Below are 23264 nucleotides of genomic sequence, written 5' to 3' on the forward strand. Positions count from 1 at the left end.
CGGCGGAGCCGCCGGAGCCGGCCGCCTACGGCGTGACCCCCGCGGCCCGCGCCGGTTCGGCCCGGCCGGAGGCCACCGGCGCCACCGCCATGACGCCGGGGCGGTGACGCGGAAGGAACGCGGCGAGGACGAACGCGAGGATGGCCGCGCCGGCACCGATGGCCATGACCACCTTGAAACCGTTCTCGGAGGGCAGGGCGGTGGTACCGAAGCTGATGGTCATCTGGGCGAGAACGACACCGGCGATGGCGCTGGCGATCGACGTACCGATGGATCGCATCAGGGCGTTGAGGCTGTTGGCAGCGGCCGTCTCCGACGCGGGCACGGCGCCCATGATGAGTGCGGGCATGGCGCCATAGGCGAAGCCGACGCCGGCGCCGATGACGCAGGAGACCATGACGAGGTGCCAGACCTCCGACATCAGCGCGATATTGAGGCTGTAGCCGGCGGCGACGATGACGGCGCCGGTCATCAGGGTGACCTTCGGGCCCCTGGACTTGGAGATGGCGGCGGACAGCGGGGCCATCGCCATCATCACCAGGCCTTGCGGGGCCAGGACCAGGCCGACGGTCAGCATCGACCGGCCCAGGCCGTAGCCGGTGGCCTCGGGCAGCTGAAGCAGCTGCGGGAGGACCAGGGACATGGCGAACATCGAGAAGCCGAACGCGATCGAGGCGAGGTTGGTGAAGAGCACCTGACGACGTGCGGTGGTGCGCAGATCCACCAGCGGCTGCGCGGTGCGCAGTTCGAAGACACCCCACGCCACCAGGACGACGACCGCGAAGGCGAACAGACCCAGTGTGGTGCCGCTGGTCCAGCCCCAGTCGCCGCCCTTGGAGATGCCCAGCAGCAGGGACACCAGGCCGGCCGCCATACCGAGGGAGCCGGTCAGATCGAAACGTCCACCGGTCCGCACCGTGGACTCGGGCACCAGCGTCACCACCAGCGCGGCGGCGACGACACCGAGGGCGGCCGAGGTCCAGAACAGGGCATGCCAGTCGAACTTGTCGGCGATAACAGCGGCCGACGGCAGGCCGAGGGCACCACCCACACCGAGCGAGGCGCTCATCAGCGCGGTCGATCCGGCCAGCCTTTCGGCGGGCAGCTCATCGCGCATGATGCTGATACCGAGAGGGACGACGGCGGCCGACAGGCCCTGTAGCGCCCGTCCGACGATCATGGGGATCAGGGACTCGCTCAGCGCGCAGACGACCGATCCGGACACCAGCAGGGCCAGGCTGACCAGCAGCATGCGGCGCTTGCCGTACATGTCGCCGAGGCGCCCGGCGACCGGGGTGGCGACGGCGGCGGCGAGGAGGGTGGCGGTAACGGCCCAGGCGGCGTTGGAGGCGGAGGCGTCAAGGAACGTGGGCAGCTCGGGGACGATCGGGATGACCAGGGTCTGCATCAGCGAGACGACGATTCCGGCCAGGGCCAGCACCGCCACCACGACGTTCGGCCTCGGTGGGGCGGAGCCCCGGGCGCCGGCGGAGTGGGCAAGGGTGTCGGGCATGGAGGGCCCCCGTCAGATCGGATGTACTTGACTCACGCAAGCATAAATCTCTTGATTGACTTAATCAAATCTCATCGGCTTGTAGGAGTGCGTCTCTGTAACTAACGTGCCACTGAGTTTCACGTGAGACGTGAGAAATCACCGTCGGGCTTGAGGGCCGTCCATCCCCACCACGAAGTGAGACACCGATGACCGCCGCTGTGCAGGGCTCGTCCGTAGACATCCCCACCCAGGACGGAACCGCCGACGCCTATCTGGCCCACCCGGACGACAGCACCCCGCACCCCGCCGTCCTCTTCTACATGGACGCCCTGGGGCTGCGCCCGCACCTGAAGATGATGGCCGACCGACTCGCCTCGGCCGGCTACACGGTCCTGGTCCCCAATGTCCTCTACCGCTACGGGCGGGCGCCCGTGGTGGAGCTTCCGGAGTTCATCAACCCGGCGGAGCGCCCGGAGATCATCCAGAGCATCCGCCCGGCCATGGAGACGCTCACCCCCGAGGCAGCCATGCGGGACGCCGGCACCTACCTCGACTGGCTGGCCGCCTCCCCCCTGACCACCGACGGTCCGGTCGGCATCACCGGCTACTGCATGGGCGCCGGCCTGGCCCTGCGTACCGCCGGCACCTACCCGGAACGGGTCGCCGCCGCGGCGGGTTTCCACGGCGCGCACCTCGCGAGCGACGCGCCGGACAGCCCTCATCTGCTCGCCGGCCGCATCACCGCCGAGCTCTACTTCGGCCACGCCGACCAGGACGCCACCCTGCCCCCGGAACAGATCGACCGCCTCGACAAGTCCCTCACGGCGGCGGGCGTCCGGCACCGCGCCGAGGTCTACACCGGCGCCCACCACGGTTTCACCCAGGCCGACACCGCCATGTACAACGCCGAAGCGGCGGAACGCCACTGGACGGCCCTGCTCGATCTCCTGGGCCGCAACCTCTGACCCGGTCAGACGGCTGACCAGCCGTTGTCGACAGGCAGGATGACGCCGTTGACGTTGCCGGCGGCGTCCGAGGAGAGGAAGACGATGGCCGCGGCCTGCTCCTCGGGCCGGGCGACGCGGCCGACGTTGCCCATGTAGCCGCCGACGACCGCGGGGCCGTGGCCCGCGGGGTCGGCGTCGACGACGATAGCGGTGGCGGTTCCGCCCGGGGCAACGGCGTTGGTGCGGATGCCCTTGTCCCGGTACATGATCGCGGTGGATCTGGTCAGGCCGATGATGCCGTGCTTGGCCACGGTGTAGGCGGTTCCGGCGGCCGAGCCCCGGAGACCGCCCGCCGAGGCGGTGTTGACGATCGCGCCCTTGCCCGCCGCCAGCATGTGCGGCAGCGCGGCGCGGGTCAGCAGGAACGGCGCCGTCAGGTTGACGCGCAGCTGGCGTTCCCAGTCCGCGTCGGTGACATCGGCGGTGGCGGCCATCCGGTCCATGACCCCCGCATTGTTGACGAGAACGTCCAGGCTCCCGAAGGACTCGACGGCCGTGGCCACGACCTCGTCCACCACTGACCGCTCGCTCAGGTCACCGGCCACGGTGACGGCCGTGCCCCCCGTCGCCCGGATCTCCTCGGCGACCGCCTTGGCGCCCTCGGAGTTGAGGTCGGCTATCAGTACCCGGGCACCCTCCTGGGCGAACATCAGCGCGGCGGCCTTCCCGATGCCGGAACCGGCTCCGGTGACGACAACGCTCCTGCCGTCCAGACCGGTGATGCTCATGGGGATCTCCTCGCATTCGTTGTGTTCGGTGGTTCTGTGCGGTGGTACCGCGCGGTGGTTCTGTGCGGTGTCCTCGCGCGGGGCGTCATCCGCCGCCGGTGGACGGGGACAGCCTCACCACCGTTCCCTCGCCATTGGCCGAGAGGAGAAGGGAGCCGTCCGGGGCGGCGGCGAGGCCCGCGAACAGACGCGGCGAGCCGGGCATGCCATGGGCGAACAGCGCGGGTTCGGTGCGCCGGGTCATGCCCGGCGGTGGCCCGACCGCCAGGTCTTCGGCGTCGATCCGTGTCTCCCCCGTGGTGAGGGAGACCGCTCGCAGCCGCCGGTGCGCGGTTTCCACCGTGAACAGTTCAGCGCCCAGGACCGCCAGCCCCTGGGGCGCGCCGAGTTCCTCCGCGACGGCCACCGTCCGGCCGTCGTCGATCCGGAGCACCGCCCCGAGCCGGTCGTCACTGACGTAGCAGCGCTGCTCGGCGTCGAGGGCGACGTCCACGGGGTGTTCGAGCCCTTCGGCGAGCACGGTGACGGTGTCCGTCCCGTCGATGGCCAGGACCCGGCCGGCTCCCGCCTCGGCGATGATCAGCGTGCCGTCCGTCCGGACCGTGATGCCCAGGGGCTGGTCGAGCCCGGTGGCCCGTACGCGCGTTGTTCCGCGCGCCGGGTCGTGGGTCTGAACGGTGCCGTACTGCGAGGTGAGGTGGAGGAGTCCGTTGTCGGCGACGATGCCGTGGCAGAAGTGCAACAGGCCGTGCGTCGTCACACCGCCCTCGCCCTCACCTTCGCCCTCGCCCTCGCGGGGATCCTCCGGGCTCGCGAGACGGTAGTGGTCGGCCGCGTACACCGTGCCGCCGAGGTCGATCGTCACCCCGTACGGACCGTCGAAGCCGCCGGGCACGATCTCCCGAGTCCTGCCGTCGGGGTACATCTCCGTCACTCCGCCGCCGGCGAAGCTGGAGACGAACATCCGGTTCTCCGCGTCGAACGCCGCGTTGTCCAGCCCGGCGACGCCGCTGGTGACGACCGACCGGGATCCGGTCCCCTGGAGGTCGACGCGGGTCACGATGCCGGCCACACCGCGCGACAGGACGAGCAGGGTGCCGCCCTGGTCGAAGCGCACGGCGACCGGATCGTGCACCTCCTCCGCGACGACCTCCGGCACGCCGCCGTCGACGGGTATGCGCCAGACCTGGTTGGTCATCATGTGCGGGTAGTACAGACAGCCGTCCGGGCCGACCTGCATCGCGTTGCCGAGAGCCAGTCCCCCGGTCAGCACCACCGGGTCCCGGCCGTCCGGGAACAGCTCCATCAGACGGCCGTCCATCGTCATCTCGTTGACGAAGAGCCGGTCGCCGACGCAGGTGATGCCGTTGGGCATCTTCAGCTGCCCGGAAACCAGTGTGTACGTGCCCTCGGGGCTGCGGCGCCATACCCTGCCGGGGATCAGGTCGGTGATGTACATCGAACCGTCCGGCCCGAAGGCGAGGTCGTCCGGCGACTGGACGGGACCGTCCATCGGCACGACCACCTCCACGTCCCCGGTGGCGGGATCCACGGCGCTGATCTGCCCGGCGAGGAACTGGGCCGCGTACAGCCTCCCGTCGGGCCCGAAGGCCACACCGTTCGAACCCCACAGCGGGGTCGGCATGTTGAGCCTCCGGGCCGCCCAACGGCTGCTCGTGGCAGCCCGGCGACGGCCGCTCCCATCGAAGCGGCTGGGCCTTACCGTCTCGCTCACGTTCCCGCTCCCTCTCCCGCTCCCTTTTCCGCGCCGCCCCTCACTCGGCACCGACGACGACATCGCTCATGCCGCCCTCCTCGCGCCAGCGCTTGAGCAGCGCGTGGAACGCCACCGGGCCGTCGCCGTACGACTCGCTCCGCTCCCTGGGCCTGCCCTCGTTGTTGTAGTAACCGGGGGTGCACTCGGCCTGGAACGTGTACAGATCAGCCGCCTTCTGACGGATCGTGGCCACCCAGGCGGCCTCGGCCCGCTCGGTCGGCTCGACGTAGCGGGCCTCGCGCTCACGGGCCTCCGCGATGACCTCGGCGACATGGACCGCCTGTTCGTCGAGGACATGCACGAAGTTGACGGCGCTGGCGTTCTGCAGCGGGCCGAGCTGGAAGAGGTTCGGGAAGCCGTGGCTGTAGAAGCCGTGGAGCGTCTTCGGACCGTCACGCCATGCCTGCGTCAGGCTGACGCCATCGCGGCCGTACACCGGGAGCCGTCCGGACAGCGTCCCTGAGACACCGACCTCGAAACCGGTCGCGAAGATGATGCAGTCGACGTCGTACTCGGTTCCGCCGACCACGACGGAATTCTCCGTGATCCGCTCGACACCATGGCTGTCGGCCGTGTCGACGAGAGTCACATTGGGACGGTTGAAGGTCTGGAGGTACGAGTCGCTGAACGTCGGCCGCTTGCACATATAGCGGTACCAGGGCTTGAGCGTCTCCGCCGTGGCGGGGTCCTCCACGATGGCGTCCACCCGCGCCCGGATCTCGTTCATCTTCTGGAAGTCGGCGATCTCGTAGAGGCGTTCGCGCTCGTCGGCCGGGACATCCGCGTAGGCACCGCTGGGGATGATTTTCTGCTGGAGCCGGGCGCTGCTGGTCCAGCCGTCGGACACCAGGTCCTCGTCCACCCGGCCTCCGGTGACGAGCGTGAGGAAGTTGTCCCTGCGGCGCCGCTGCCAGCCGGGAGTCAGCGACTCGGCCAGCGCGGGATCCGTCGGACGGTTGCCGCGCACGTCGACCGAGGAGGGCGTGCGCTGGAACACATAGAGGTGCTGGGCATCCGCCCCGAGGTGCGGTACGCACTGGATGGCGGTCGCGCCCGTGCCGATGAGTGCCACCCGCTTGTCGGCGAGCTCGTGCAGGTTCCCGTCCGCGTCACCGCCGGTGTAGGCGTAGTCCCAGCGGCTCGTGTGGAACGTGTGCCCCTTGAAGGTCTCGATCCCGGGGATGCCGGGGAGTTTCGCCTGACTGAGTGTTCCGCTGGATATCACCACATGGCGTGCGCGCATGCGGTCCCCGCGATCCGTGCTGACCAGCCACTCCAACGCGGCTTCATCCCAGCGGAGTTCGGTCACCAGGGTCTGGAAACAAACGTCGCGGTAGAGATCGAAGTGGTGCCCTATCGCCCGCGCGTGCCGGCGTATCTCGTCTCCCGGCGCGTACTTCCACTTCGGGATGTAGCCGACCTCTTCGAGCAGGGGCATATAGATGTACGACTCGATGTCGCAGTGGATGCCCGGATAGCGGTTCCAGTACCAGGTCCCGCCGAAGTCCCCGGCCTTCTCGATCATCCGGATCGACTCCACGCCGGCCTGGCGCAGGCGTGCTCCGGCGAGCAGACCGCCGAACCCTCCCCCGATCACCAGCACCTCGACCCGGTCGTGCAGCGGATCGCGGTCGGCCGTCCGGTCCGCGTAGGGGTCATCGGCGTAGTAGCCGAACTCGCCGTCGACGCGCTGGTACTGCTTGTTGCCCTCGGGACGGATCCTGCGGTCGCGCTCGGCGCGGTACCGCGCGCGCAGGGCCTCCGGGTCGAAACCCGGTTCCGGATGGTCTTGAGGGGTGGGGTCGGGCGAGGTTCCGGACGGGATGTGGGGGGCGGACATGCGTGGCCGCTTCCTCTCTGAGGATCTCGGGTGCTGGGAAAGGCCGGGGTTACGCGCTCAGCCGGATGGCGAGAGCCGGGCAGACCGACGCGGCCTGCTGGACGTCCTCCGTCTCGGCCGCGGAGGGAGAGTCGTTGAGAAGGATGGCGACGCCGTCTTCGTCACGCTGGTCGAAGACTTCGGGTGCGGCCATGACGCACTGACCGGAGGCAACGCATTTGTCCTGGTCGAGGATGACTTTCATGGTGCTTCTCTCTCTGTCACATCTCACATTGGGGGGAACAGCTCGATTTGGCAGTGGAGTTGGGGGTGGGGTCCGGTCGCGGCCGACGGGATCGGAGTACTCCGGCGCGCACCGCTACCACGTGACGGGGAGTTCGTACACGCCGTAGACGGAACCGTCGTGCTTGAACGGGATGTCTTCGAGGGCGCCCGCGAGCCTCAGGGTCGGCACGCGGCGGTAGAGGGTGCTGTAGACGACCTGGAGTTCCATGCGGGCCAGCGGCTGTCCCAGGCACTGGTGGACGCCGAAACCGAACGCCACGTGGTGACGGGCGTCGCGGTGGATGTCCAGTTGGTCGGGGTCGGCGAAGGCGCGCGGATCGCGGTTGCCGATCTCGTTGGGCAGGACCAGGCCGTCGCCGGCATTGATGACCTGTCCGGCGATCTCGATGTCCTCCAGCGCCACGCGGCGCCGGCCGCTGTGCGTGATGTGCAGGTAGCGCAGCAGTTCCTCCACGGCTCCCGCGACGAGCTTCGGGTCCCGCGTCTCGCGCAGCGCGGTCAGCTGCTCCGGATGCTGGAGCAGCGCCAGTGTCCCGAGGGCGATCATGTTCGCGGTCGTCTCATGGCCGGCGATGAGCAGCAGCACACCGATCCGGGCCGCCTCGGCGCGCGGCAGCTCTCCCGCGCTGACGCGCGCGGCCAGTTGGGAGAGCAGGTCTTCCGCGGGACGGTCGAGCTTCTCCCCCACGAGACGGTCCAGGTATTCGGCGAGACGTCCGAGGGCACCGGCGCGCTGCTCGTCCGTGGAGTTCCGGTTGATGATCGTCTTGCTGTTGTCCTGGAAGAAGTCGTGGTCGGCGTAGGGCACGCCGAGCAACTCGCAGATGACGAGGGAGGGCACCGGGAGGGCGAAGGCCTCGACCAGGTCCACCGGGTTGGGGCCGGCGAGCAGGTCGTCGATGAGGTCGTCGACGATCCGCTGCACCCTGGGCCGAAGCGCCTCCGTCCGCTTGATCGTGAAGGGGGCGGTGACCATGCGGCGGAGCCGGGCGTGCTCGGGGTCGTCCATGAGGATGAAGCCGATGCTGTTGCTCCTGCTGCTGGACTGGCCGGGATATCCGGGGCGGGTGATGTCGGCGCTGACCCGCGGGTCGGCCAGCAGCGCCCGCTGCTCGGCGTAACGGGTGACCAGCCATGGGCGGCTGCCGTCCCACAGGCGGACCTTCGTGAGCGGTCCCTTCTCCTGCTCGTCCCGCAGGGCGGGGGGTGGGTCGAAGGGGCACCCCTGAGCGCGGCGCATCGGGTACTCCGGGACCCCGGCCTGCGGTTCGTCCGAGGACAGTGTCTCTGTCATGACGTCCTTTCGTCTGCGTGTTCGCGGTGCACGCTCGGTACGGTGCGCGGGGCCGGATCGCGAAGTCCCCCGACGACGACGGCGCATGGCGCATACGGCGTGGGTCGACGGCACAGCGTGCGTGTGGTGGTGGTTCCGGCGATGCCGGATCCGCCCGGCCGGTCGCGGGCGGGTGCCTTATCCGCCAATTCCCGCGTGGGGCGCGCGGATGTCGGGGCTCCGGACAGGGCCCAGCGGGGTCACTGGCCGGCGGTGACGGGGGCGAGCCACCATCCGGTGATGGCGTCGATGACCCCGTGTTCCGCGAACGGGCGCTCGGCCACGCCGAGGATCGTTTCCTTGGTCGAGTCGGACCGGTGGGAGCGAACTCCGGCGGCCACCGTCACCCCCCTTTCTTCGCTGGCGTACATGATCAGTGAAGCCAGATTGCTGGCGTAAGTCAAGCAACTGAATGACAAACCGGCCACCTCCTTGCGGACTGGTTTGTCTAGATTGGAGTTACTACCGGACCGGACAAACCGGTCCGAATGACCATTCCGAAAGGTGCGTCCCATGTCCGTGGAGCACGAGAACCCGGCCCCGCGCCCTGTTACGGCCCTCGTCACGGGGGCCACGTCCGGCATCGGCCGGGCGGTCGCCACGCGGCTCGCCGCCGACGGAATGTCCGTTGTCGTTTCCGGCCGCAACGCTCAGCGCGGCACCGAGACCGTCAACGAGATCACCGCGGCCGGCGGCCAGGCCCACTTCGTCGAGGCGGACCTTGAGGACACGGCCGGCATCGACCGGCTCGCCTCGGAGGCCGGCGAGATCGACGTGCTGGTCAACAACGCCGGCCATGCCGTCTGGGCGCCGACCGAGGAGATGAAGGTCTCCGACTTCGACGCGATGTTCGCCGGCAATGTCCGCGCGGCGTTCTTCCTCGTGGCGGCGTTCGCCCCGGCGATGGCGGCGAAGGGATCGGGCAGCGTGATCAGCATCGGCAGCATGGCCGGCAGCCTCGGCCTGGCGAAAGGCGCCGCGTACGGCGCGACCAAGGCCGCGCTGGCCTCCCTGACACGAGCCTGGACGGCCGAGTACAGCGGCCGCGGCGTCCGCTTCAACACCGTCGCCCCCGGCCCGGTCTACACCCGGCCCGAGGCCCGCGATCTGTTCGACGCGCTCGCCGGGACCACCGCGATGAAGCGCGCGGCCGACCCCGCCGAGGTCGCGGAGGTCGTCGCCTTCCTCGCCTCACCGAAGGCCGGCTACATCACCGGCGCGACCATCGCCGTCGACGGCGGCCGCACCGCCATCTGAACCTGCCAGCGGACGACGCGGACGGCTCTGATCCCGCCGTCCCCATGGCCGGACAGGGCACCTATGCGAGCGCCACGAGCGCGATCGCGGCCTGCTCCGGGATGGTGATGTCGAGGCCGGTGAGCTTCTCGAATCGTCCCAGGCGGTTCAGCACGGTGTTGCGGTGGCAGTACAGCCGCTCGGCGCTCGCCGTCAGACCGCCTGTGGCCAGATAGGCGCGGACCGTCTGCACGATCACCTCCTCGGCGCCTCCAGGACAGCTGGCTGGATGTGCTGGTTCACCGCGCCGAGGGGCTGGACGAGGATCTCGCCGACGAGGTGCTGAGCGGCCTGTCGGACAAGGACGTACCGACCGCCGAGGCGGACCGCCTGCCGGATCCGTCGGACGTTCACACGTCGCGGTGGCGCACGACGGCCACGGCGAGTGCGACGGCGATCAGCGGCCAGAGTGCGTACACGATCCAGGAGCCGGGGACCGTCGCGGTGTACGCGAGGGATTCGGGATCCGGCGGCCAGCTCTGGACGAGGCGCCTCCAGGCGCTCACCGGCATCGCGTGGTTGATGTCGGCGGACCAGCGCTCGCTCCGCGAGAAGAGCGTGGGCAGCATCAGCAGCGTGAAGGCGCTGGTGAGCACGGTCGATGCGGTGTGCCGGATCAGGGCACCGAGACCCAGGCCGATCAGCGCGCAGACCGGGGCGAGCAGCGCGGATGCCACCAGCGCCCGGAACACCCCGGGGTGGGTGATCGGGACCCCGGCGTGCCGCCCGTTCAGGATGGCCTGGGAGACCAGGAAGGAACCGGTGGAGATGACCGTGCCGACGACTGTCCAGAGCGCGGCGGTGACGGCCGCCTTGGCCAGCACCACCGAGCCGCGGGCGGGGACGGCCACGGTGGTGGTGCGGATCAGGCCGCTGCTGTACTCGCTCACGACGGCGAGGGCGCCGATGGTGCCGGCGACCAGCATCAGCGTCAGATAGCCGGCCGCCGGATAGGCGTCGAAGGACAGGAAGTCGGCGGGCTCCCGTGTACTCGCGCCGGAGCCGGCGAGCCTGTTGTAGTCCGCGAGCGCCGCCACCGCGGCGGACCCGATGACGAAGAGCGTGGTGAGTGTGATCGCCCACGGGGTGGAGCGCAGCGACCGCGTCTTGATCCACTCGGCGGCGAACAGGTCACGGAAGCGGGCGGGCGGCTCGGGCACCGGTGCGGGCGAGGTGGTCGGGGGGGCGGAGCTGGCTGCGGTCATCGGGGATGTCCTGTCGGGTACTCGACGCCTTCGGGGTTCGTTGACTTCGATCACGGGACCAACCCTGCCGGGACGCCTTCGTCCGGTCATGGGGCCGTGGGCGGCAATCGTGTGGCCGGGTCGGCCCGCGGGCGTACGTCCCCGGGCCGATGCCGGGGCGGGCGGCGGCTGGTTAGTCTCGCGCCATGGACGCCACACCGAACACCCCGTCGCCCGCGCGCGTTTGGCGTAGCGGCCGCCCACTCGACAGGGCGCACCGCCGATGACGGGATCGAGAACCATGGCCTGGGTGGGGGGCGTCCTGTACCTCCTCGCGCTGGTTCTGCTGATCGGAGGCGCGCCGCGGGCTTCGGGCACGGTCCACGGTGCCGGGGGGCTGCTGGCCGCGAGCCTGCTCGTCGGTGTGCTGCGACGGGCCCCGCGCACGGCCCTGGCCATGACACTCTTCGGGTCCACCGCCGTGGTGGTGTTCACTTCCGGCCCCGTCACCATCAGTACGTCGGCGTCGTATCAGGGCCAGTTCCTGCCGAATCTGGCGGTGGATCTCGTCCTGGGTGTCCTTGTCGTCCGCGGCACGCGGCGCGCTTCGATCGTCGCCGTGGCGCTGTCTTTCACCGCGCAGATGTTGCTGATCGCCGGCTTCGCGCACGGGGACGACATGACGCTCAACAGCGTGATCGCCTTCCTGGCGATGGCCGCGTCCTGCATGGTCGGTCTGCTGGCTCGCGAGCGCCGCGAGCACACGGTGGCGCTGCGTACGCAGGAGGTGGCCGAGGCCGTGACCGCCGAACGGCTTCGGATCGCCCGGGAGTTGCACGACATGGTCGCGCACAGCATCGGCATCATCGCCATCCAGGCCGGGGTGGGGAGCCGGGTCATCGAGACGCAGCCGGCGGAGGCCCGCGAGGCGCTGCGCGCCATCGAGACCACCAGCAGGGAGACGCTGTCGGGCCTTCGTCGCACGCTGGTGGCGCTCCGTCAGGCCGACCCGGGCGCGGCGGACTCGGTGCGGGCCCCTCTCGCGCCCTCGCCGGGCCTGGCGGACATCGAACGGCTGGCGGCGGCGACGGCGGACGCGGGGGTACGGGTCGACGTGCGCCATAGCGGGGAGCGGCGTCCGCTGCCGGCCGACATCGACCTGTCCGCCTACCGTATCGTGCAGGAGGCGCTGACCAACGTGGTCCGCCACGCGGGCACCGGGCGTTGCCGGGTGGCCATCGACTACGGGGACGAGGAGCTGTCCGTGGAGGTCGTCGACGACGGGCGCGGCGCTACCGCGAACGGCTCCGCCCACGGCTTCGGCATCGTGGGCATGCGGGAGCGGGTCGGTCTGCTGCACGGCCACCTCAGCGCCGGGCCGCGTCCCGGGGGAGGTTTCCGGGTGGCGGCGCGGCTGCCGCTGCCCGAACCCGTCGACGTTCCGGTGGAGGCCCGGTGACCGGCGGGCCCGTACGCGTCCTGCTCGCCGACGACCAGCCGTTGGTACGGTCCGGTCTGCGCGTGATCATGGCGGATCAGCCGGACCTGGTGGTCGTCGGTGAGGCCGCCACCGGCGCCGAGGCGGTCCAACTGGTCAGTGAGGTCAGCCCCGATGTCGTGGTGATGGACATCAGGATGCCCGGCATGGACGGGATCGAGGCCACACGCCTGATCATGGCCGGTCCGGCGACGACCCGCGTCCTCGTCCTGACCACCTTCGACGAGGACGACCACGTCTACGGCGCGCTCCGGGCCGGCGCGAGCGGCTTCGTGGTCAAGGACATGGCGCTGGACGACATCCTCGGGGCGATCCGCGTGGTGGCCGCCGGCGACGCACTGATCGCGCCGGGTGTGACGCGCCGTCTGATCGCGGACTTCATCGGGCGCCCCGTGGCCGCCCCGGAGCGCTCCCCGCGGCAGGTCGTGGGCATCACCGCGCGGGAACGGGAAGTCCTGACCCTGGTCGGGCGCGGCCGGTCGAACACCGAGATCGCGGAGGACCTCTTCATCACCGTGGCCACCGCCAAGTCGCATGTGTCACGTCTGCTCACCAAACTGGGCGCCCGGGACAGGGTTCAACTCGTTATCGCCGCCTATGAGATGGGGCTCGTCACGCTGCCCCACTGAGGGCGCCCCCGGCCACGTTCCCGCCACGCCCGGACACGCCCCGGACACTCTCGGTGGGATCCGCGCCGAGGACATCCGCGCCATGTCCTCGGCTCCCGTACCCGCGCACGCGCACGCTCAGGCTGCCGTGATCTCCACCGACAGGTCGTTGTCGAGTGTGTAGTAGGGGCGGACGTCCAGCCCGTCGAGTGCCGTGGCCGGGTACACGAAGACCTTCTTGCGGTCCGCGAGATCGTCCAGGAGCCGGGCCAGCCGGACCCCGGGAGCGTCCGCGGACGGGCGTATGTACGCGTCCCACACCCCAGGGCCCGCGCCGGAGCCCGGTGTGCCCGGCAGGTCCCGGTAGTTGACGGTGAAGGAGAAGGCATGAGCGCCCTCGGCGGTCAGTTCCACCTCCCGTACGGTGCCGCCCTTTCCCCGGCGGCGCAGCAGTGCCGCCGCTCCGGTGTCCACTCCGGCGCCGAAGAGCCGGCCCCGTACCGTCATCGCGCCGCCGGCGACACGGATGCGGTCCGCTTCGGCGTGTGTGGGGCGCAGCCAGGCGCGTACGGCAAAGTAGCCGTCCAGGGTGGCGTACGGGATCCGGACCGCCACGGGTGAGGACGTCGGGTCGGGGGCGCGGCCCGTCACCAGGGCCCGCAGGTCGCGGACGCCGGGGAGGAGCCGTCGGCGCGGTTCACCGGGCGAGGGAACGACGTAGGCGTCCCACCGGCCCTCCGCGAAGGCGGGCGCCGGGTCGATGGTCGCCTGCCAGCGGTCCTGTCCGGGCGCCGGTTCCAGCTCGAACACGCGCCTGACCTGTTCGGGCTGCCCCTTCGGCGGGCGCAGGCGCAGCAGCAGTTGGGGCCTGGAGGCCACGGCCGTGGCCGTGAGCCGTACGGTGATCCGGTTCTCGCCGTCCACCGTGCAGTCGGCGCGGGGGCGGGGTCTCTCGGTGCCGGGCCCGTCCTCGCGCGGGTTTCTGTCGCGGACGCTTCCGTCGCGGTCCGGGCTCATCGCTTCGCCTTCCGTACGGTCTTGAGGATCGTGCCGGCCGCCGAGTAGGCGGCGTCGCGGGCCGCGTAGCCGCCGGTCACCAGAGCGCGGTCGATGCCGGTGGTGTGCGCGGCGGCCGGACGGCCGGCCGCCTTCGCCGACGCCAGCGCCTCGAACAGCTCCTCGGCCTGTGCCACGATCGGCCCAGGGGCGTAGCGCTCGGAGTTCTTCAGCGCCGTGCGCCCCATCCGGCGGCGGGTCTTGTCGTCGCGTACGAGGTCGAGCAGGGCGGCCGAGAGGGCCTCGCGGTCACCCACGGGCACCAGCCTGCCGTCCGCGCCGTCCGCGATGATCTCGGCCGGGCCGTGCGGGCAGTCGGTGCTCACGACGGGGAGGCCGCTGCGCATCGCCTCGACGATCGTCATGCCGAAGGGCTCGAAGTTCGATGTCGCGGCGGCGATCGAGCCCTTGGCCCACTCGGCCTCCATCGGGGTCGCGGCGCCCATCAGGAAAACGTTGTCGTACAGGCAGAGTTCCTCGATGAGCCGTCTCAGCCGGTCGTGTTCCTCGCCCCTGCCGTACACGCGCAACTGCCAGTCGGGGCGCTCGGCCACCACTGCCGCGAACGCCTCGATGAGCAGGTCGTACCGCTTCACCGGGACCAGCCGGCCCGCGGCCACCACGACGGGGGCGGTGCCGTCCGAGGGCGGCAGCGACGGGTCGGGGACGCTGTTGGGCAGCGCTTCCACCCGGACACCCGGCAGCCGCATCTTCCTGCGGTACGCGGCGGCGTCGGCGTGGGTGACGGTGGTCAGGGCGTCCAGGCGCGGATAGACCCGGCGCAGTACGCGGCGCAGTCCCGGCGGGTGGTTGTCCAGGGTGAGGTGTTCCTGCCCCACCCGTACGGTCCGGGCCGGAGCCTGGAGGGCGATATGCACATTGAGCCCCGGCCGCGTGCCCACCACGACATCGGCGTCCGTCGTCCCCAGGAACTCCCCGATCCGCTGGTCGGTCAGCTCGCTGTACTGGCGGTAGCGGTACTCGTCGGAGGGGAACACCTTCGCCGGGCGCAGATGCAGCGGGTGTTCCTTCTCCTGCCGCAGGTCCACGAGCGGGCGCAGCCGTATGCGCGGGTCCGGTGTCAGGGCCGGGCTCTCCCGGTGCCGGTGGACGGAGACGATCTCCACCTCGTGGCGCTCGGCCAGCGCACCGGCGAGGTTGTACGTCGTGGTGATGGTCCCTCCTATCCCGTAGGCGTTGTGAATGAGTAAAGAAATCTTCATGCAGGTACAGAGCCGGTTGTTCACCTTCGCGTTCCACTCGTTATGCGGTCTTGAGGCAACCGCGTCGGTTCCGTGTCCGGCGACCGGGTGCGCGTCCGGGCATCTTGTCGCCCCGTCATGTCCGCGCCAGGATGGTGAACTTGCCTGCCAGTTACGGAGACACCATGGGGGAACTCCCCACAGCACCGGACACCAGCCGATCCGCTGACCAGTCGCCGCAGCCGCCGGCAGCGGAGGCCGAGAACCCGCTCGGCGAGGTGTCGAACACCCTCTGGGGCTCGCTCATCGCCCTGGCGGGCCTGCTCACCGTCCTGGGCATGAACAGCGACCGGCTCTTCGTCGCACTGAACAACCACACCGGGTGGACCCTGCTCGCGCCCGTACTGGCCATCACCGCCGTGGCACTGAGCTTCTACGCGTACTTCGCCAGGCAGAGACCGCTGCTGATCATCGGCAGCACGGCGTATGTCGCCGCTCTGGTGGCCTCGTTGATCGTCGCCGCCCTCGCCGCCGGCGGAAACGGCAGACCCACGGTGACGAACGTCAGCCTGAAGGGCCAACGGCCCCATGTCGCTCACACTGAAGGAGAACGAAACGCATCTCACGATCAATGTCTCCAACAGCGGGGACCAGGGCAAGAGCCAGTGCACGACACGTTCTCCGACCGCCCCCGCCTGCGTGACCGTCAAACTGCCGTAGAGCTCAGCGGCCCGCGGTACCCGACGGCTCAGGCCGAGGGCTTCTTGAGCACCTCGATCAGGCTGGAGAAGCTGTTCTCGGCGAAGCCCCTGTCCATCCCGGCGTGGAAGATCTCGGCGACCGCGGCCGGCAGCACGGTGCTGACCCCCGCGTCCTTGTGGGTGTGCAGGACGTGGTCGATGCTGGCGATGCCCATCGCCAGCCGGTCCACGTCACCCGGGTACGTCGCCGAGTCCACGTGCTGGGCGTACAGCTCCAGGAAGTGGGGCATCATCGACGTCATCATCGTGGCGTACGGCAGCAGTTCCTTCGCTGAGACACCGTTGGCCTTGCCCAGTGCGAGCATCTGGTAGTAACTGAGCATCGTGGTCCAGAAGATGGTCATCTGGGCCTGGTAGTACAGGGCCGCGAGACCCGCGTCCTCGCCCCGGTAGTCCGCCTCGGTGAGGACCTTCAGGGTCTCCTCATGGGCCTCGAAGACCTCACGCGGACCGCTGTAGTAGGTGGCGGACCCGGGCTTGCCGATCAGCGGCGGCGGCACCTGCACACCACCGGTGAGGTGCTTCGCGCCGTGCCTGGCCGCCCACTCGGCCGCCTCGCGGGCCCTGTCCGGGGTGTCCGAGCTGAGGTTGGCGATGACCTTGCCGGAGAGGGAAGCCGCCACCGGTTCGAGAATGGCGTTCACCGCGTCGTAGTCCGTCAGGCTCAGCACGATCAGCTCATTGGCGCCGAGCGCGGCCTCGACGGTGGGAGCCGCCGTGGCGCCCTTGGCCACGAGCGCCTCGGCCTTACTGGCGGTCCTGTTCCATATGGTCACGTCGTGACCGTTCTCCAGGAAGGTGTTCACCATCGCCTGGCCCATCGGACCCAGGCCGATGACCGTCACCGGCTGCTTGCTCATCCGGAACTCTCCTTGACTCTTCACGGGTGGGCCGTCCGCCGCCGCTCGGGCATGGCGCTGGACGGAGCGACGGCGGAGCGGTCCGCCCGTCACTAGAACGATCGATCTATCCAGAGCAATGTAGCAGGCTCTAGAACGATCGCTCTATCCATCATCGGCCGCCGCTGTCGCCTCATCCCCTTCCGAGGTGCGGGAACCTCAACTCGGTCCGGCTGGAGGCCACTTCGTCCGGGCGCAGCAGCGTGGAGGGGTGCCCCGGGCGGTTGGGTGAGTCCGGCAGGTGCTGGGTCTCCAGACAGACGGCGCCGTGCCGTTCGTGCGGACGGCCGGCGGGGTCGGCGAGGGAGCCGTCGAGCTGATTGCCGGTGTAGACCTGGATGCCGGGTTCCGTCGTCCATACCTCCATGACCCTCGCCTCGCCGGGGGCGGTGAGACGGGCGGCGCGGTGCGGGGCTCCGGCGCGTCCCTGTTCCGCTTCCCGCAGGATCCAGCAGTGGTCGAAGCCCCCCGCCGACCGGAGCTGTTCGTCGGGCAGGCCGATCCGGTCCCCCAGCGTGTGCGGAACGGTGAGGTCGAAGGGGGTGTGCCGGACGGGTACGGCGGGGCCGCGCGGGATGCCCCCTCCGTCGACGGGCAGATACGCGTCGGCGTCCACCTGGAGGGTGTGGCGGAGGATGCCGTCCCCGCCGGTGAGGTCGAAGTAGGCGTGGTTGGTGAGGTTGACGACCGTGGGACGGTCGGTGGTCGCGGTGTAGTCGAGGGTGAGGGTGCCTTCGGTGTCGAGCGTGTAGGTCACGGTGACGTCGAGCGCGCCGGGGAATCCCATGTCGCCGTCGGCGCTGTGCAGGGTGAGGCTGAGCGCGGCGGTGTGGTCCGTACGGTCGGCCGCGGCCTTCCACACTCTGGTGTGGAAGCCGTCGGGGCCGCCGTGCAGTGCGTGGCCGCGGTCGTTGGCGGGGATGTGGTGCACCGCGCCGTCCAGGGTGAAGCGGCCGTGCGCGATGCGGTTCGCGTAACGGCCGATGAGGGCCCCGAAGTAGGGGTTCTCGCCGGTGTAGTCGTCGAGGGAGCCGAGCGACCGGACGACCGACGCGGTGTCTCCCGTGGTGTCGGGCACGATGAGCCGGTGCAGGATGCCGCCGTAGGTGAGGATCTCGGCCCGGACTCCGGATCCGGAATCGAGCGTCCAGAGATCGACCCGCGGCTGTCCGGGAGCGGTGCCGAACGGATTGCTGTGCACGGTGGGGGTGGGCATCAGGGATCCTCGCGACGAACGGATGGCGGGGAGGAGCGTGGGCGCCCGGGTGCGGCGCGCGCGGACGCGCCCCGGGGTCCCGCCGCCGCGCTTCAGTCGTGTCCCGGCTTCCCCGGGTCCGGGGTCCTTCGGGACGCGGTGGATTCGCGGACGACCAGGCGGTAGCCGGGGCGGGGCCTGCGCGGTTCGGCCACCGGCTCGCCCGAGAGCCGTTCGACGAGACTGTCGACGGCGAGCCGGGCGATGGCCTCCTTGTCCGGGGCGATGGTGGTGAGCGTGGTGGCCCCGTACCGGCTCTCCTCGATGTCGTCGAAGCCGACGACGGCGACGTCGGCGGGGATGCGCAGACCGCGTTCGGTGAGCGTGCGCATCGCGCCGATGGCGATGAGGTCGTTGTAGGCGAAGACGGCGTCCGGCCGCTCCCCGCGGTCGAGGAGCGCGGCCATGGCGGCGGCGCCGTCCTCCCGTCCGTAGCCGTCGGTGACGATCACCAGGCTCTCGTCGGGCGTGATGCCCGCGGCCGCCAGTTCCTCGCGCCAGCCGCGCAGCCGCAGATGGGCCGGCTGGCGTTCGCGACCGGTGCGTGAGCCGAGGAAGGCGATACGGCGGTGGCCCCGGTCGAGGAGATGGCGTACGGCCGCGCGGGCCGCCGTGACGTTGTCGATGGCGATGTGGTCGTACGGGGCCTCGTACTCGCGCTCCCCCAGCAGGACCAGGGGCGCGGTCTCGGCGCGCGCCATCAGATCCTCGGTCTCCAGGTGGATCGGGCTGAGGATGACGCCGTCGATCACATGCGAGCGGAAGCCCTGGCAGACCAGGAGCTCGTTCTCGCGCAGGCCGGCGGTGTGGTCGACCAGCACGGTGTAGTCGTGCCGGGCCGCGGCGTCGATGACCGCGCCGGCCAGCTCGGCGAAGTACGGGTTGCCGAACTCGGGCACGGCCAGGGCGATGATGCCCGTGCGCCCCTTGCGCAGATGGCGCGCGGTGAGGTTGGGGCGGTAGCCGAGTTCGTCGATGGCCCGCTGCACCTTGGCCCGCATCTGGGGGGTGACGTGCTGATAGTTGTTGACCACGTTGGACACGGTCTTGATGGACACGCCCGCCCGTTGCGCAACGTCCTTGAGGCTGACGCCCACGGCACTCCTTGACTCGACAGGGAACCCGGCCCCGGTGAGGTCCGGGGCCCCGGGGTGGCCGGGTCCCGGTGGCCGGACGGCCACGCGGAACCCGGCGTGGTTCAGGTGGTTCTGCGGCTGCGCGCCAGATAGCGCTGGGCCACGACGACAACGATAAGGAAGCCGCCGCTGACCACCGACTGGTACGAGGAGTTGAGCGAGCCGATCTGGTTGATCAGGTTCTGGATGACGGCCAGCAGCAGGACGCCCCAGAGCGTGCCGCTGACCGACCCGGCGCCGCCGATGAGGAGCGTGCCGCCGATGACGACGGCGGAGATGGCGTCGAGTTCCATACCGACACCGACGATGGTGACGCCCGAGGACAGCCTGGCCGCGTTCAGCGCGCCGGCGAGTCCCGCCAGCAGTCCGCTGAGCGTGTAGACCAGGATCTTGGTACGGGCGACGGGCAGCCCCATCAGACCGGCCGCGTCGCCGCTGCCGCCGACCGCGAACAGCGACTGCCCGAACGAGGTCCGTTGCAGCAGCAGTCCGCCCGCCCCGAACAGCACCAGGGCGATCAGGAGAGGATGGCCGAAGCCCAGGACGCTGCCCTGCCCCAGCTCGGCGAACGCGGAGTCCTTGGGCACCAGATAGGTGGTGGCGCCCTCGTCCGTGAGGGCGAGGAGCAGACCGCGGGCCGCGAGCAGCGTGGCGAGCGTGACGATGAAGGGGGCCATTCCGGCGCGGGCGATGAGGAAGCCGTTCAGCAGCCCGATCGCCCCGCACACCACGAGGGGCACCAGGAGCGCCGGGAAGAAGCCCCATTGCGAGGCCCAGGCCGCGAGCACACCCCCCAGCGCGAACACCGATCCGACCGACAGATCGATGCCGCCGGTGATGATGACCAGGGTCATGCCGAGGGCCACCACGGCGAGGAACGACGCCTGGACGGTCACGCCGCGTGCGTTGTCGAGGGTGGCGAACGTCGGATAGACGAACGAGGCGACGAGGATGACCGCGAGCAGGACCGCGAGCACGCCCTGACGCTGCACGAGTTCCGCGAGACGCTGTCCGAGGGGCGTCTCGGCGGCGGGCACCTCGCGGGGAGCCCCGCCGCCCGGTGCGGGGGACTTCTTCGGCCCCGGGGCGGCGGCGAGCGTGGCGGGTGTGGTTTCGTTCATCGGGACCGACGCTCCCGGGCGACGTAGACGGCGGCGATGATGATGGCCGCCTGGGCGATCTGGGCGGTGGAGTCGGGCAGGTCGTGCTTGACGAGGGTGGCGCGCAGCAGCTGCATCAGCAGGGCGCCGGCGACGGTGCCCAGGACCCGGATGGAGCCGCCGTTCAGCGGGGTTCCGCCGACCACGACCGCCGTGATCGCGGAGAGCTCCATGAGGGTGCCGAGCGAGGAGGGGTCGCTCGCCGTCAGCCTGGCCGTGGCGAGGATCCCCGCCAGGGCGGCCAGCACCCCGCAGAGTATGTACACACCCATCAGAACGCGGGTGACCGGCAGTCCCGCCAGGGAGGCGGCCGACCGGTTGCCCCCGACGGCCACGATCTGGCGGCCGAAGGTGGTACGCCGTACCAGGAAGGCGACGGCGACGGCGAGCACTCCGGCGATCAGCACCACCAGCGGGACACCGAGGAAGGATCCGGTGCCGAGCGCCAGGACGTCGGGGTTGATGATCTGCTTGAGCTGGCCGTCGGCCATGACCAGGGCGATGCCCCGGCCGCCGACGAACAGGGCCAGGGTGGCGACGATGGGCTGGAGCCCGATCAGCGAGACCAGGGTGCCGTTGACGGCTCCGACGACGGCACCCACGAGCAGGGCCACGACGAGCCCCGGCACCAGCCCGTATCCGAGATAGAGCGGGAGCAGGGCGGCGGCGAGCGCCATGGTCGAGCCGACCGACAGATCGATGCCCTCGGTGCCGATGACCAGGGCCATGCCCAGCGCCACGATGACGATGGGGGCGACCTGGACGAGCTGGGTGCGCAGATTGTCGGCGGTCATGAAGTGCTCGGTGAACAGCGCGTTGAAGACAAGCAGGACCGCGACGGCCGCGTACACGCCGTACTCCTGGTACCAGGCGGGGTCACGGAGCCGGGCCAGGGGGCGCGCGGGGGCGGGGGTGAGAGTGGCCTGGGTCATCGCGGGTCCTCCTGTGCGGCCGGGGCCTTCCCTTCGGGCGCCGGCGCGTGGTCGGCGAGCACTTCGAGCAGTTGGCTCTCGCCCACGTCCTCGCCGGACAGTTCGCCCGCGACGGCCCCGCCGCGCAGGACGACGATCCGGTCGGCGCCCTCGATGAGTTCCTCGATGTCCGAGGAGATGAGCAGCACGGCCAGGCCCTCGCCGGCGAGTTCGTCGATGAGGCCCTGGACCTCGGCCTTGGCACCGACGTCGATGCCCCGCGTCGGTTCGTCGAGCAGGAGGACCTTGGGTTCCAGGCAGAGCCAGCGGGCCAGCAGGACCTTCTGCTGGTTGCCGCCGGAGAGTTCGCCGACCTTCTGTTCGGGACCGGCGGCCTTGATCCGCAGCCGCTTCATGAAGATGTCGACGATACGGTCCTGCTTGCGCCGCGAGACCACTCCGGCGCGGGAGAGCCGCGGCATGGCGGCGAGCACGATGTTCTCGCGCACCGACAGACCGGGGATGATGCCCTCGGCCTTGCGGTCCTCGGGCAGCAGGCTGATGCCCGCCCGGATCGCGCCCGCGGAGGTGAGCCTGCGCAGCGTCCGGCCGCCGACGGTGAGTTCGCCCGCGTCCAGGCTCAGCGCTCCCGCCAGGGCCTTCGCCGTCTCGCTGCGTCCGGAGCCGAGAAGGCCGCCGAGGCCGAGCACCTCCCCGCCGTACAGCGACAGGGAGACGTCCTGGAGCTGGTGACGGCGGGTCAGGCCACGGGCGGTGAGGACGGGGGTGCGCTGCGCGTCATGTCCCCCGGCGGCGAAGCCGGTCACGCCGCCGCGCCGGACCTCGGCCATGTCGCGGCCGAGCATCATCGACACGAGCCGCATCCGGTTCAGCTCCGCGAGGTCGCCGGTGTGGATGTGGCGGCCGTCGCGCAGGACGGTGACGCGGTCGCAGATCCGGTAGAGCTCGTCCATGCGGTGGCTGACGTAGAGCACGGCGATGCCCTGGCCGCGCAGTCCCGCGATGACCCGGAAGAGGGTCTCCACCTCGCGCGGTTCCAGGGAGGAGGTGGGTTCGTCCATGACGACCACGCGCGCGTTGACGGAGACGGCGCGGGCCAGCGCGACCATCTGCTGGGTGCCGATGCCCAGCGTGTGCAGCGGCCGGCGCGGGTCGACGTGGACGCCGAAGCCGTCGAGCAGTTCCGTGGTCTCGCGGTGCATCCGGCCGAAGTCGATGAGACCGAGGCGGTTCTTGGGCTCCCGGCCGAGGAAGATGTTGCGCGCCACGCTCATCAGCGGGACGAGGTTCACCTCCTGGTAGATGGTGGAGATGCCCGCCTGCTGCGCTTCGAACGGCCGGGCGAACCGCACCTGTTGGCCGCCCATCCGTACCTCGCCCTCGTCGGGCCGGTACACGCCGGTCAGCACCTTGATGAGGGTGGACTTCCCGGCGCCGTTCTCGCCCACCAGGGCATGGGTCTCGCCCGCGCGCAGGGAGAAGGAGACGTGGTCGAGCGCGACGACGCCCGGGAACCGCTTGCTCACCGCGTGGGCTTCGAGGACGGCGCCGGCCGCCGGCCGGGCGCTCTTCTCCGGTGCCTGAGCTGCTGCTTCGGGTGGTGCCATGGGTCTTCTTGGCCTTCCGCTGTTCCAAGGGGGTGGGCCCGATACCGCCGTGGCCGGACAGGACTGAGGACGGGGCCTGGCCGCGGGGGGGGGGGGGGGGGGGGGGGGGGGGGGCCCGGGGGGGGGGGGGGGCCGCCCCCCCCCGGGGGTCAAGGGATGTAGAGTAGGGTCTGAGGCGGGGCAGAAGTCCAGGAAAGAGGAGCAG

22 protein-coding genes are annotated in these 23264 nt (G+C 70.6%); 5 read left to right on the top strand and 17 right to left on the bottom strand.

What is annotated here, in order from left to right; genetic code table 11:
- Positions 1 to 25: 25 nt before the first annotated feature.
- Positions 26 to 1513 (bottom strand): MFS transporter, encoded by a 1488-nt coding sequence (locus ACFRKB_RS21550; RefSeq protein WP_383107841.1) that lies wholly within the window; start codon positions 1511 to 1513, stop codon positions 26 to 28.
- 188 nt (positions 1514 to 1701) lie between these two features.
- Between ACFRKB_RS21550 and ACFRKB_RS21555 the strand changes: the two genes are divergently transcribed.
- Positions 1702 to 2460: a dienelactone hydrolase family protein gene (locus ACFRKB_RS21555; RefSeq protein WP_383107843.1), complete on the top strand. Its 759-nt coding sequence runs from the start codon at positions 1702 to 1704 to the stop codon at positions 2458 to 2460.
- Between the two features lie 5 nt (positions 2461 to 2465).
- On the opposite strand, the gene ACFRKB_RS21560 is transcribed toward ACFRKB_RS21555, so the two are convergent.
- The 6 genes from ACFRKB_RS21560 to ACFRKB_RS21585 all read right to left on the bottom strand — a co-directional run bounded on the left by ACFRKB_RS21560 (position 2466) and on the right by ACFRKB_RS21585 (position 8806).
- Complete coding sequence (locus ACFRKB_RS21560; RefSeq protein ID WP_383107844.1) at positions 2466 to 3230, bottom strand: SDR family NAD(P)-dependent oxidoreductase; 765 nt, start codon at positions 3228 to 3230, stop codon at positions 2466 to 2468.
- Positions 3231 to 3315: 85 nt separating this feature from the next.
- Entirely contained in the window at positions 3316 to 4875 is a 1560-nt protein-coding gene (locus ACFRKB_RS21565) for a hypothetical protein (protein ID WP_383107845.1), read from the bottom strand.
- A gap of 130 nt (positions 4876 to 5005) precedes the next feature.
- Entirely contained in the window at positions 5006 to 6847 is a 1842-nt protein-coding gene (locus ACFRKB_RS21570) for a flavin-containing monooxygenase (RefSeq protein WP_383107847.1), read from the bottom strand.
- A 49-nt stretch (positions 6848 to 6896) separates the two neighbouring features.
- On the bottom strand, positions 6897 to 7091 hold the full coding sequence (locus ACFRKB_RS21575) for a ferredoxin (RefSeq protein ID WP_365970711.1): 195 nt from the start codon (positions 7089 to 7091) through the stop codon (positions 6897 to 6899).
- Between the two features lie 114 nt (positions 7092 to 7205).
- Positions 7206 to 8426, bottom strand: a complete 1221-nt coding sequence (locus ACFRKB_RS21580) for a cytochrome P450 (RefSeq protein ID WP_383107848.1) — start codon at positions 8424 to 8426, stop codon at positions 7206 to 7208.
- A gap of 239 nt (positions 8427 to 8665) precedes the next feature.
- Positions 8666 to 8806, bottom strand: a complete 141-nt coding sequence (locus ACFRKB_RS21585; protein WP_383107849.1) for a hypothetical protein — start codon at positions 8804 to 8806, stop codon at positions 8666 to 8668.
- Positions 8807 to 8978: 172 nt separating this feature from the next.
- On the opposite strand from ACFRKB_RS21585, the gene ACFRKB_RS21590 reads away from it, so the two are divergent.
- A complete protein-coding gene (locus tag ACFRKB_RS21590; RefSeq protein ID WP_383107851.1) occupies positions 8979 to 9722 on the top strand; it encodes an SDR family NAD(P)-dependent oxidoreductase in 744 nt (247 codons plus the stop codon).
- A gap of 61 nt (positions 9723 to 9783) precedes the next feature.
- On the opposite strand, the gene ACFRKB_RS21595 is transcribed toward ACFRKB_RS21590, so the two are convergent.
- Both ACFRKB_RS21595 and ACFRKB_RS21600 read right to left on the bottom strand, forming a co-directional pair.
- Positions 9784 to 9954, bottom strand: a complete 171-nt coding sequence (locus ACFRKB_RS21595) for a helix-turn-helix domain-containing protein (RefSeq protein WP_383107852.1) — start codon at positions 9952 to 9954, stop codon at positions 9784 to 9786.
- Positions 9955 to 10111: 157 nt separating this feature from the next.
- Complete coding sequence (locus tag ACFRKB_RS21600; protein ID WP_383107853.1) at positions 10112 to 10966, bottom strand: ABC transporter permease; 855 nt, start codon at positions 10964 to 10966, stop codon at positions 10112 to 10114.
- A 280-nt stretch (positions 10967 to 11246) separates the two neighbouring features.
- Between ACFRKB_RS21600 and ACFRKB_RS21605 the strand changes: the two genes are divergently transcribed.
- On the top strand, positions 11247 to 12404 hold the full coding sequence (locus ACFRKB_RS21605; protein WP_383107855.1) for a sensor histidine kinase: 1158 nt from the start codon (positions 11247 to 11249) through the stop codon (positions 12402 to 12404).
- The gene (locus tag ACFRKB_RS21610) at positions 12401 to 13072 is read left to right on the top strand and encodes a response regulator (protein ID WP_383107856.1); all 672 of its coding nucleotides are present in this window, start codon (positions 12401 to 12403) and stop codon (positions 13070 to 13072) included. Before ACFRKB_RS21605 ends, ACFRKB_RS21610 begins: the two co-directional genes overlap by 4 nt.
- A gap of 117 nt (positions 13073 to 13189) precedes the next feature.
- Here ACFRKB_RS21610 and ACFRKB_RS21615 read toward each other — a convergent pair whose 3' ends face one another.
- Both ACFRKB_RS21615 and ACFRKB_RS21620 read right to left on the bottom strand, forming a co-directional pair.
- Positions 13190 to 14068, bottom strand: coding sequence for a hypothetical protein (locus ACFRKB_RS21615; protein ID WP_383107857.1), 879 nt, complete (start codon positions 14066 to 14068; stop codon positions 13190 to 13192).
- A complete protein-coding gene (locus ACFRKB_RS21620; RefSeq protein ID WP_383107858.1) occupies positions 14065 to 15330 on the bottom strand; it encodes a glycosyltransferase family 4 protein in 1266 nt (421 codons plus the stop codon). The genes ACFRKB_RS21615 and ACFRKB_RS21620 overlap by 4 nt, the downstream gene beginning before the upstream one ends.
- Positions 15331 to 15897: 567 nt before the next feature.
- Between ACFRKB_RS21620 and ACFRKB_RS21625 the strand changes: the two genes are divergently transcribed.
- Positions 15898 to 16029: a hypothetical protein gene (locus ACFRKB_RS21625; RefSeq protein ID WP_383107859.1), complete on the top strand. Its 132-nt coding sequence runs from the start codon at positions 15898 to 15900 to the stop codon at positions 16027 to 16029.
- A gap of 28 nt (positions 16030 to 16057) precedes the next feature.
- Here ACFRKB_RS21625 and ACFRKB_RS21630 read toward each other — a convergent pair whose 3' ends face one another.
- The 6 genes from ACFRKB_RS21630 to ACFRKB_RS21655 all read right to left on the bottom strand — a co-directional run bounded on the left by ACFRKB_RS21630 (position 16058) and on the right by ACFRKB_RS21655 (position 23059).
- Complete coding sequence (locus ACFRKB_RS21630; RefSeq protein WP_383107861.1) at positions 16058 to 16930, bottom strand: NAD(P)-dependent oxidoreductase; 873 nt, start codon at positions 16928 to 16930, stop codon at positions 16058 to 16060.
- A 172-nt stretch (positions 16931 to 17102) separates the two neighbouring features.
- Positions 17103 to 18185 (bottom strand): aldose epimerase family protein, encoded by a 1083-nt coding sequence (locus ACFRKB_RS21635; RefSeq protein ID WP_383107862.1) that lies wholly within the window; start codon positions 18183 to 18185, stop codon positions 17103 to 17105.
- Between the two features lie 92 nt (positions 18186 to 18277).
- Complete coding sequence (locus ACFRKB_RS21640; RefSeq protein WP_383107863.1) at positions 18278 to 19321, bottom strand: LacI family DNA-binding transcriptional regulator; 1044 nt, start codon at positions 19319 to 19321, stop codon at positions 18278 to 18280.
- A gap of 101 nt (positions 19322 to 19422) precedes the next feature.
- Positions 19423 to 20481, bottom strand: a complete 1059-nt coding sequence (locus ACFRKB_RS21645; protein ID WP_383107865.1) for an ABC transporter permease — start codon at positions 20479 to 20481, stop codon at positions 19423 to 19425.
- Positions 20478 to 21452 (bottom strand): ABC transporter permease, encoded by a 975-nt coding sequence (locus tag ACFRKB_RS21650; RefSeq protein ID WP_383107866.1) that lies wholly within the window; start codon positions 21450 to 21452, stop codon positions 20478 to 20480. The genes ACFRKB_RS21645 and ACFRKB_RS21650 overlap by 4 nt, the downstream gene beginning before the upstream one ends.
- Positions 21449 to 23059 (bottom strand): sugar ABC transporter ATP-binding protein, encoded by a 1611-nt coding sequence (locus ACFRKB_RS21655; RefSeq protein ID WP_383107867.1) that lies wholly within the window; start codon positions 23057 to 23059, stop codon positions 21449 to 21451. The genes ACFRKB_RS21650 and ACFRKB_RS21655 overlap by 4 nt, the downstream gene beginning before the upstream one ends.
- Positions 23060 to 23264 lie beyond the last annotated feature (205 nt).

The organism is Streptomyces scopuliridis, from assembly GCF_042790125.1.
GTDB classification, from domain to species: Bacteria; Actinomycetota; Actinomycetes; order Streptomycetales; family Streptomycetaceae; genus Streptomyces; species Streptomyces scopuliridis_A.

Bases quoted from the DNA above. Each gene is read 5' to 3' on its own strand.
- ACFRKB_RS21550 (WP_383107841.1), bottom strand. From the start codon at position 1,513: ATGCCCGACACCCTTGCCCACTCCGCCGGCGCCCGGGGCTCCGCCCCA.
- ACFRKB_RS21555 (WP_383107843.1), top strand. From the start codon at position 1,702: ATGACCGCCGCTGTGCAGGGCTCGTCCGTAGACATCCCCACCCAGGAC.
- ACFRKB_RS21560 (WP_383107844.1), bottom strand. From the start codon at position 3,230: ATGAGCATCACCGGTCTGGACGGCAGGAGCGTTGTCGTCACCGGAGCC.
- ACFRKB_RS21565 (WP_383107845.1), bottom strand. From the start codon at position 4,875: ATGCCGACCCCGCTGTGGGGTTCGAACGGTGTGGCCTTCGGGCCCGAC.
- ACFRKB_RS21570 (WP_383107847.1), bottom strand. From the start codon at position 6,847: ATGTCCGCCCCCCACATCCCGTCCGGAACCTCGCCCGACCCCACCCCT.
- ACFRKB_RS21575 (WP_365970711.1), bottom strand. From the start codon at position 7,091: ATGAAAGTCATCCTCGACCAGGACAAATGCGTTGCCTCCGGTCAGTGC.
- ACFRKB_RS21580 (WP_383107848.1), bottom strand. From the start codon at position 8,426: ATGACAGAGACACTGTCCTCGGACGAACCGCAGGCCGGGGTCCCGGAG.
- ACFRKB_RS21590 (WP_383107851.1), top strand. From the start codon at position 8,979: ATGTCCGTGGAGCACGAGAACCCGGCCCCGCGCCCTGTTACGGCCCTC.
- ACFRKB_RS21600 (WP_383107853.1), bottom strand. From the start codon at position 10,966: ATGACCGCAGCCAGCTCCGCCCCCCCGACCACCTCGCCCGCACCGGTG.
- ACFRKB_RS21605 (WP_383107855.1), top strand. From the start codon at position 11,247: ATGGCCTGGGTGGGGGGCGTCCTGTACCTCCTCGCGCTGGTTCTGCTG.
- ACFRKB_RS21615 (WP_383107857.1), bottom strand. From the start codon at position 14,068: ATGAGCCCGGACCGCGACGGAAGCGTCCGCGACAGAAACCCGCGCGAG.
- ACFRKB_RS21620 (WP_383107858.1), bottom strand. From the start codon at position 15,330: ATGAAGATTTCTTTACTCATTCACAACGCCTACGGGATAGGAGGGACC.
- ACFRKB_RS21625 (WP_383107859.1), top strand. From the start codon at position 15,898: ATGTCGCTCACACTGAAGGAGAACGAAACGCATCTCACGATCAATGTC.
- ACFRKB_RS21630 (WP_383107861.1), bottom strand. From the start codon at position 16,930: ATGAGCAAGCAGCCGGTGACGGTCATCGGCCTGGGTCCGATGGGCCAG.
- ACFRKB_RS21635 (WP_383107862.1), bottom strand. From the start codon at position 18,185: ATGCCCACCCCCACCGTGCACAGCAATCCGTTCGGCACCGCTCCCGGA.
- ACFRKB_RS21645 (WP_383107865.1), bottom strand. From the start codon at position 20,481: ATGAACGAAACCACACCCGCCACGCTCGCCGCCGCCCCGGGGCCGAAG.
- ACFRKB_RS21650 (WP_383107866.1), bottom strand. From the start codon at position 21,452: ATGACCCAGGCCACTCTCACCCCCGCCCCCGCGCGCCCCCTGGCCCGG.
- ACFRKB_RS21655 (WP_383107867.1), bottom strand. From the start codon at position 23,059: ATGGCACCACCCGAAGCAGCAGCTCAGGCACCGGAGAAGAGCGCCCGG.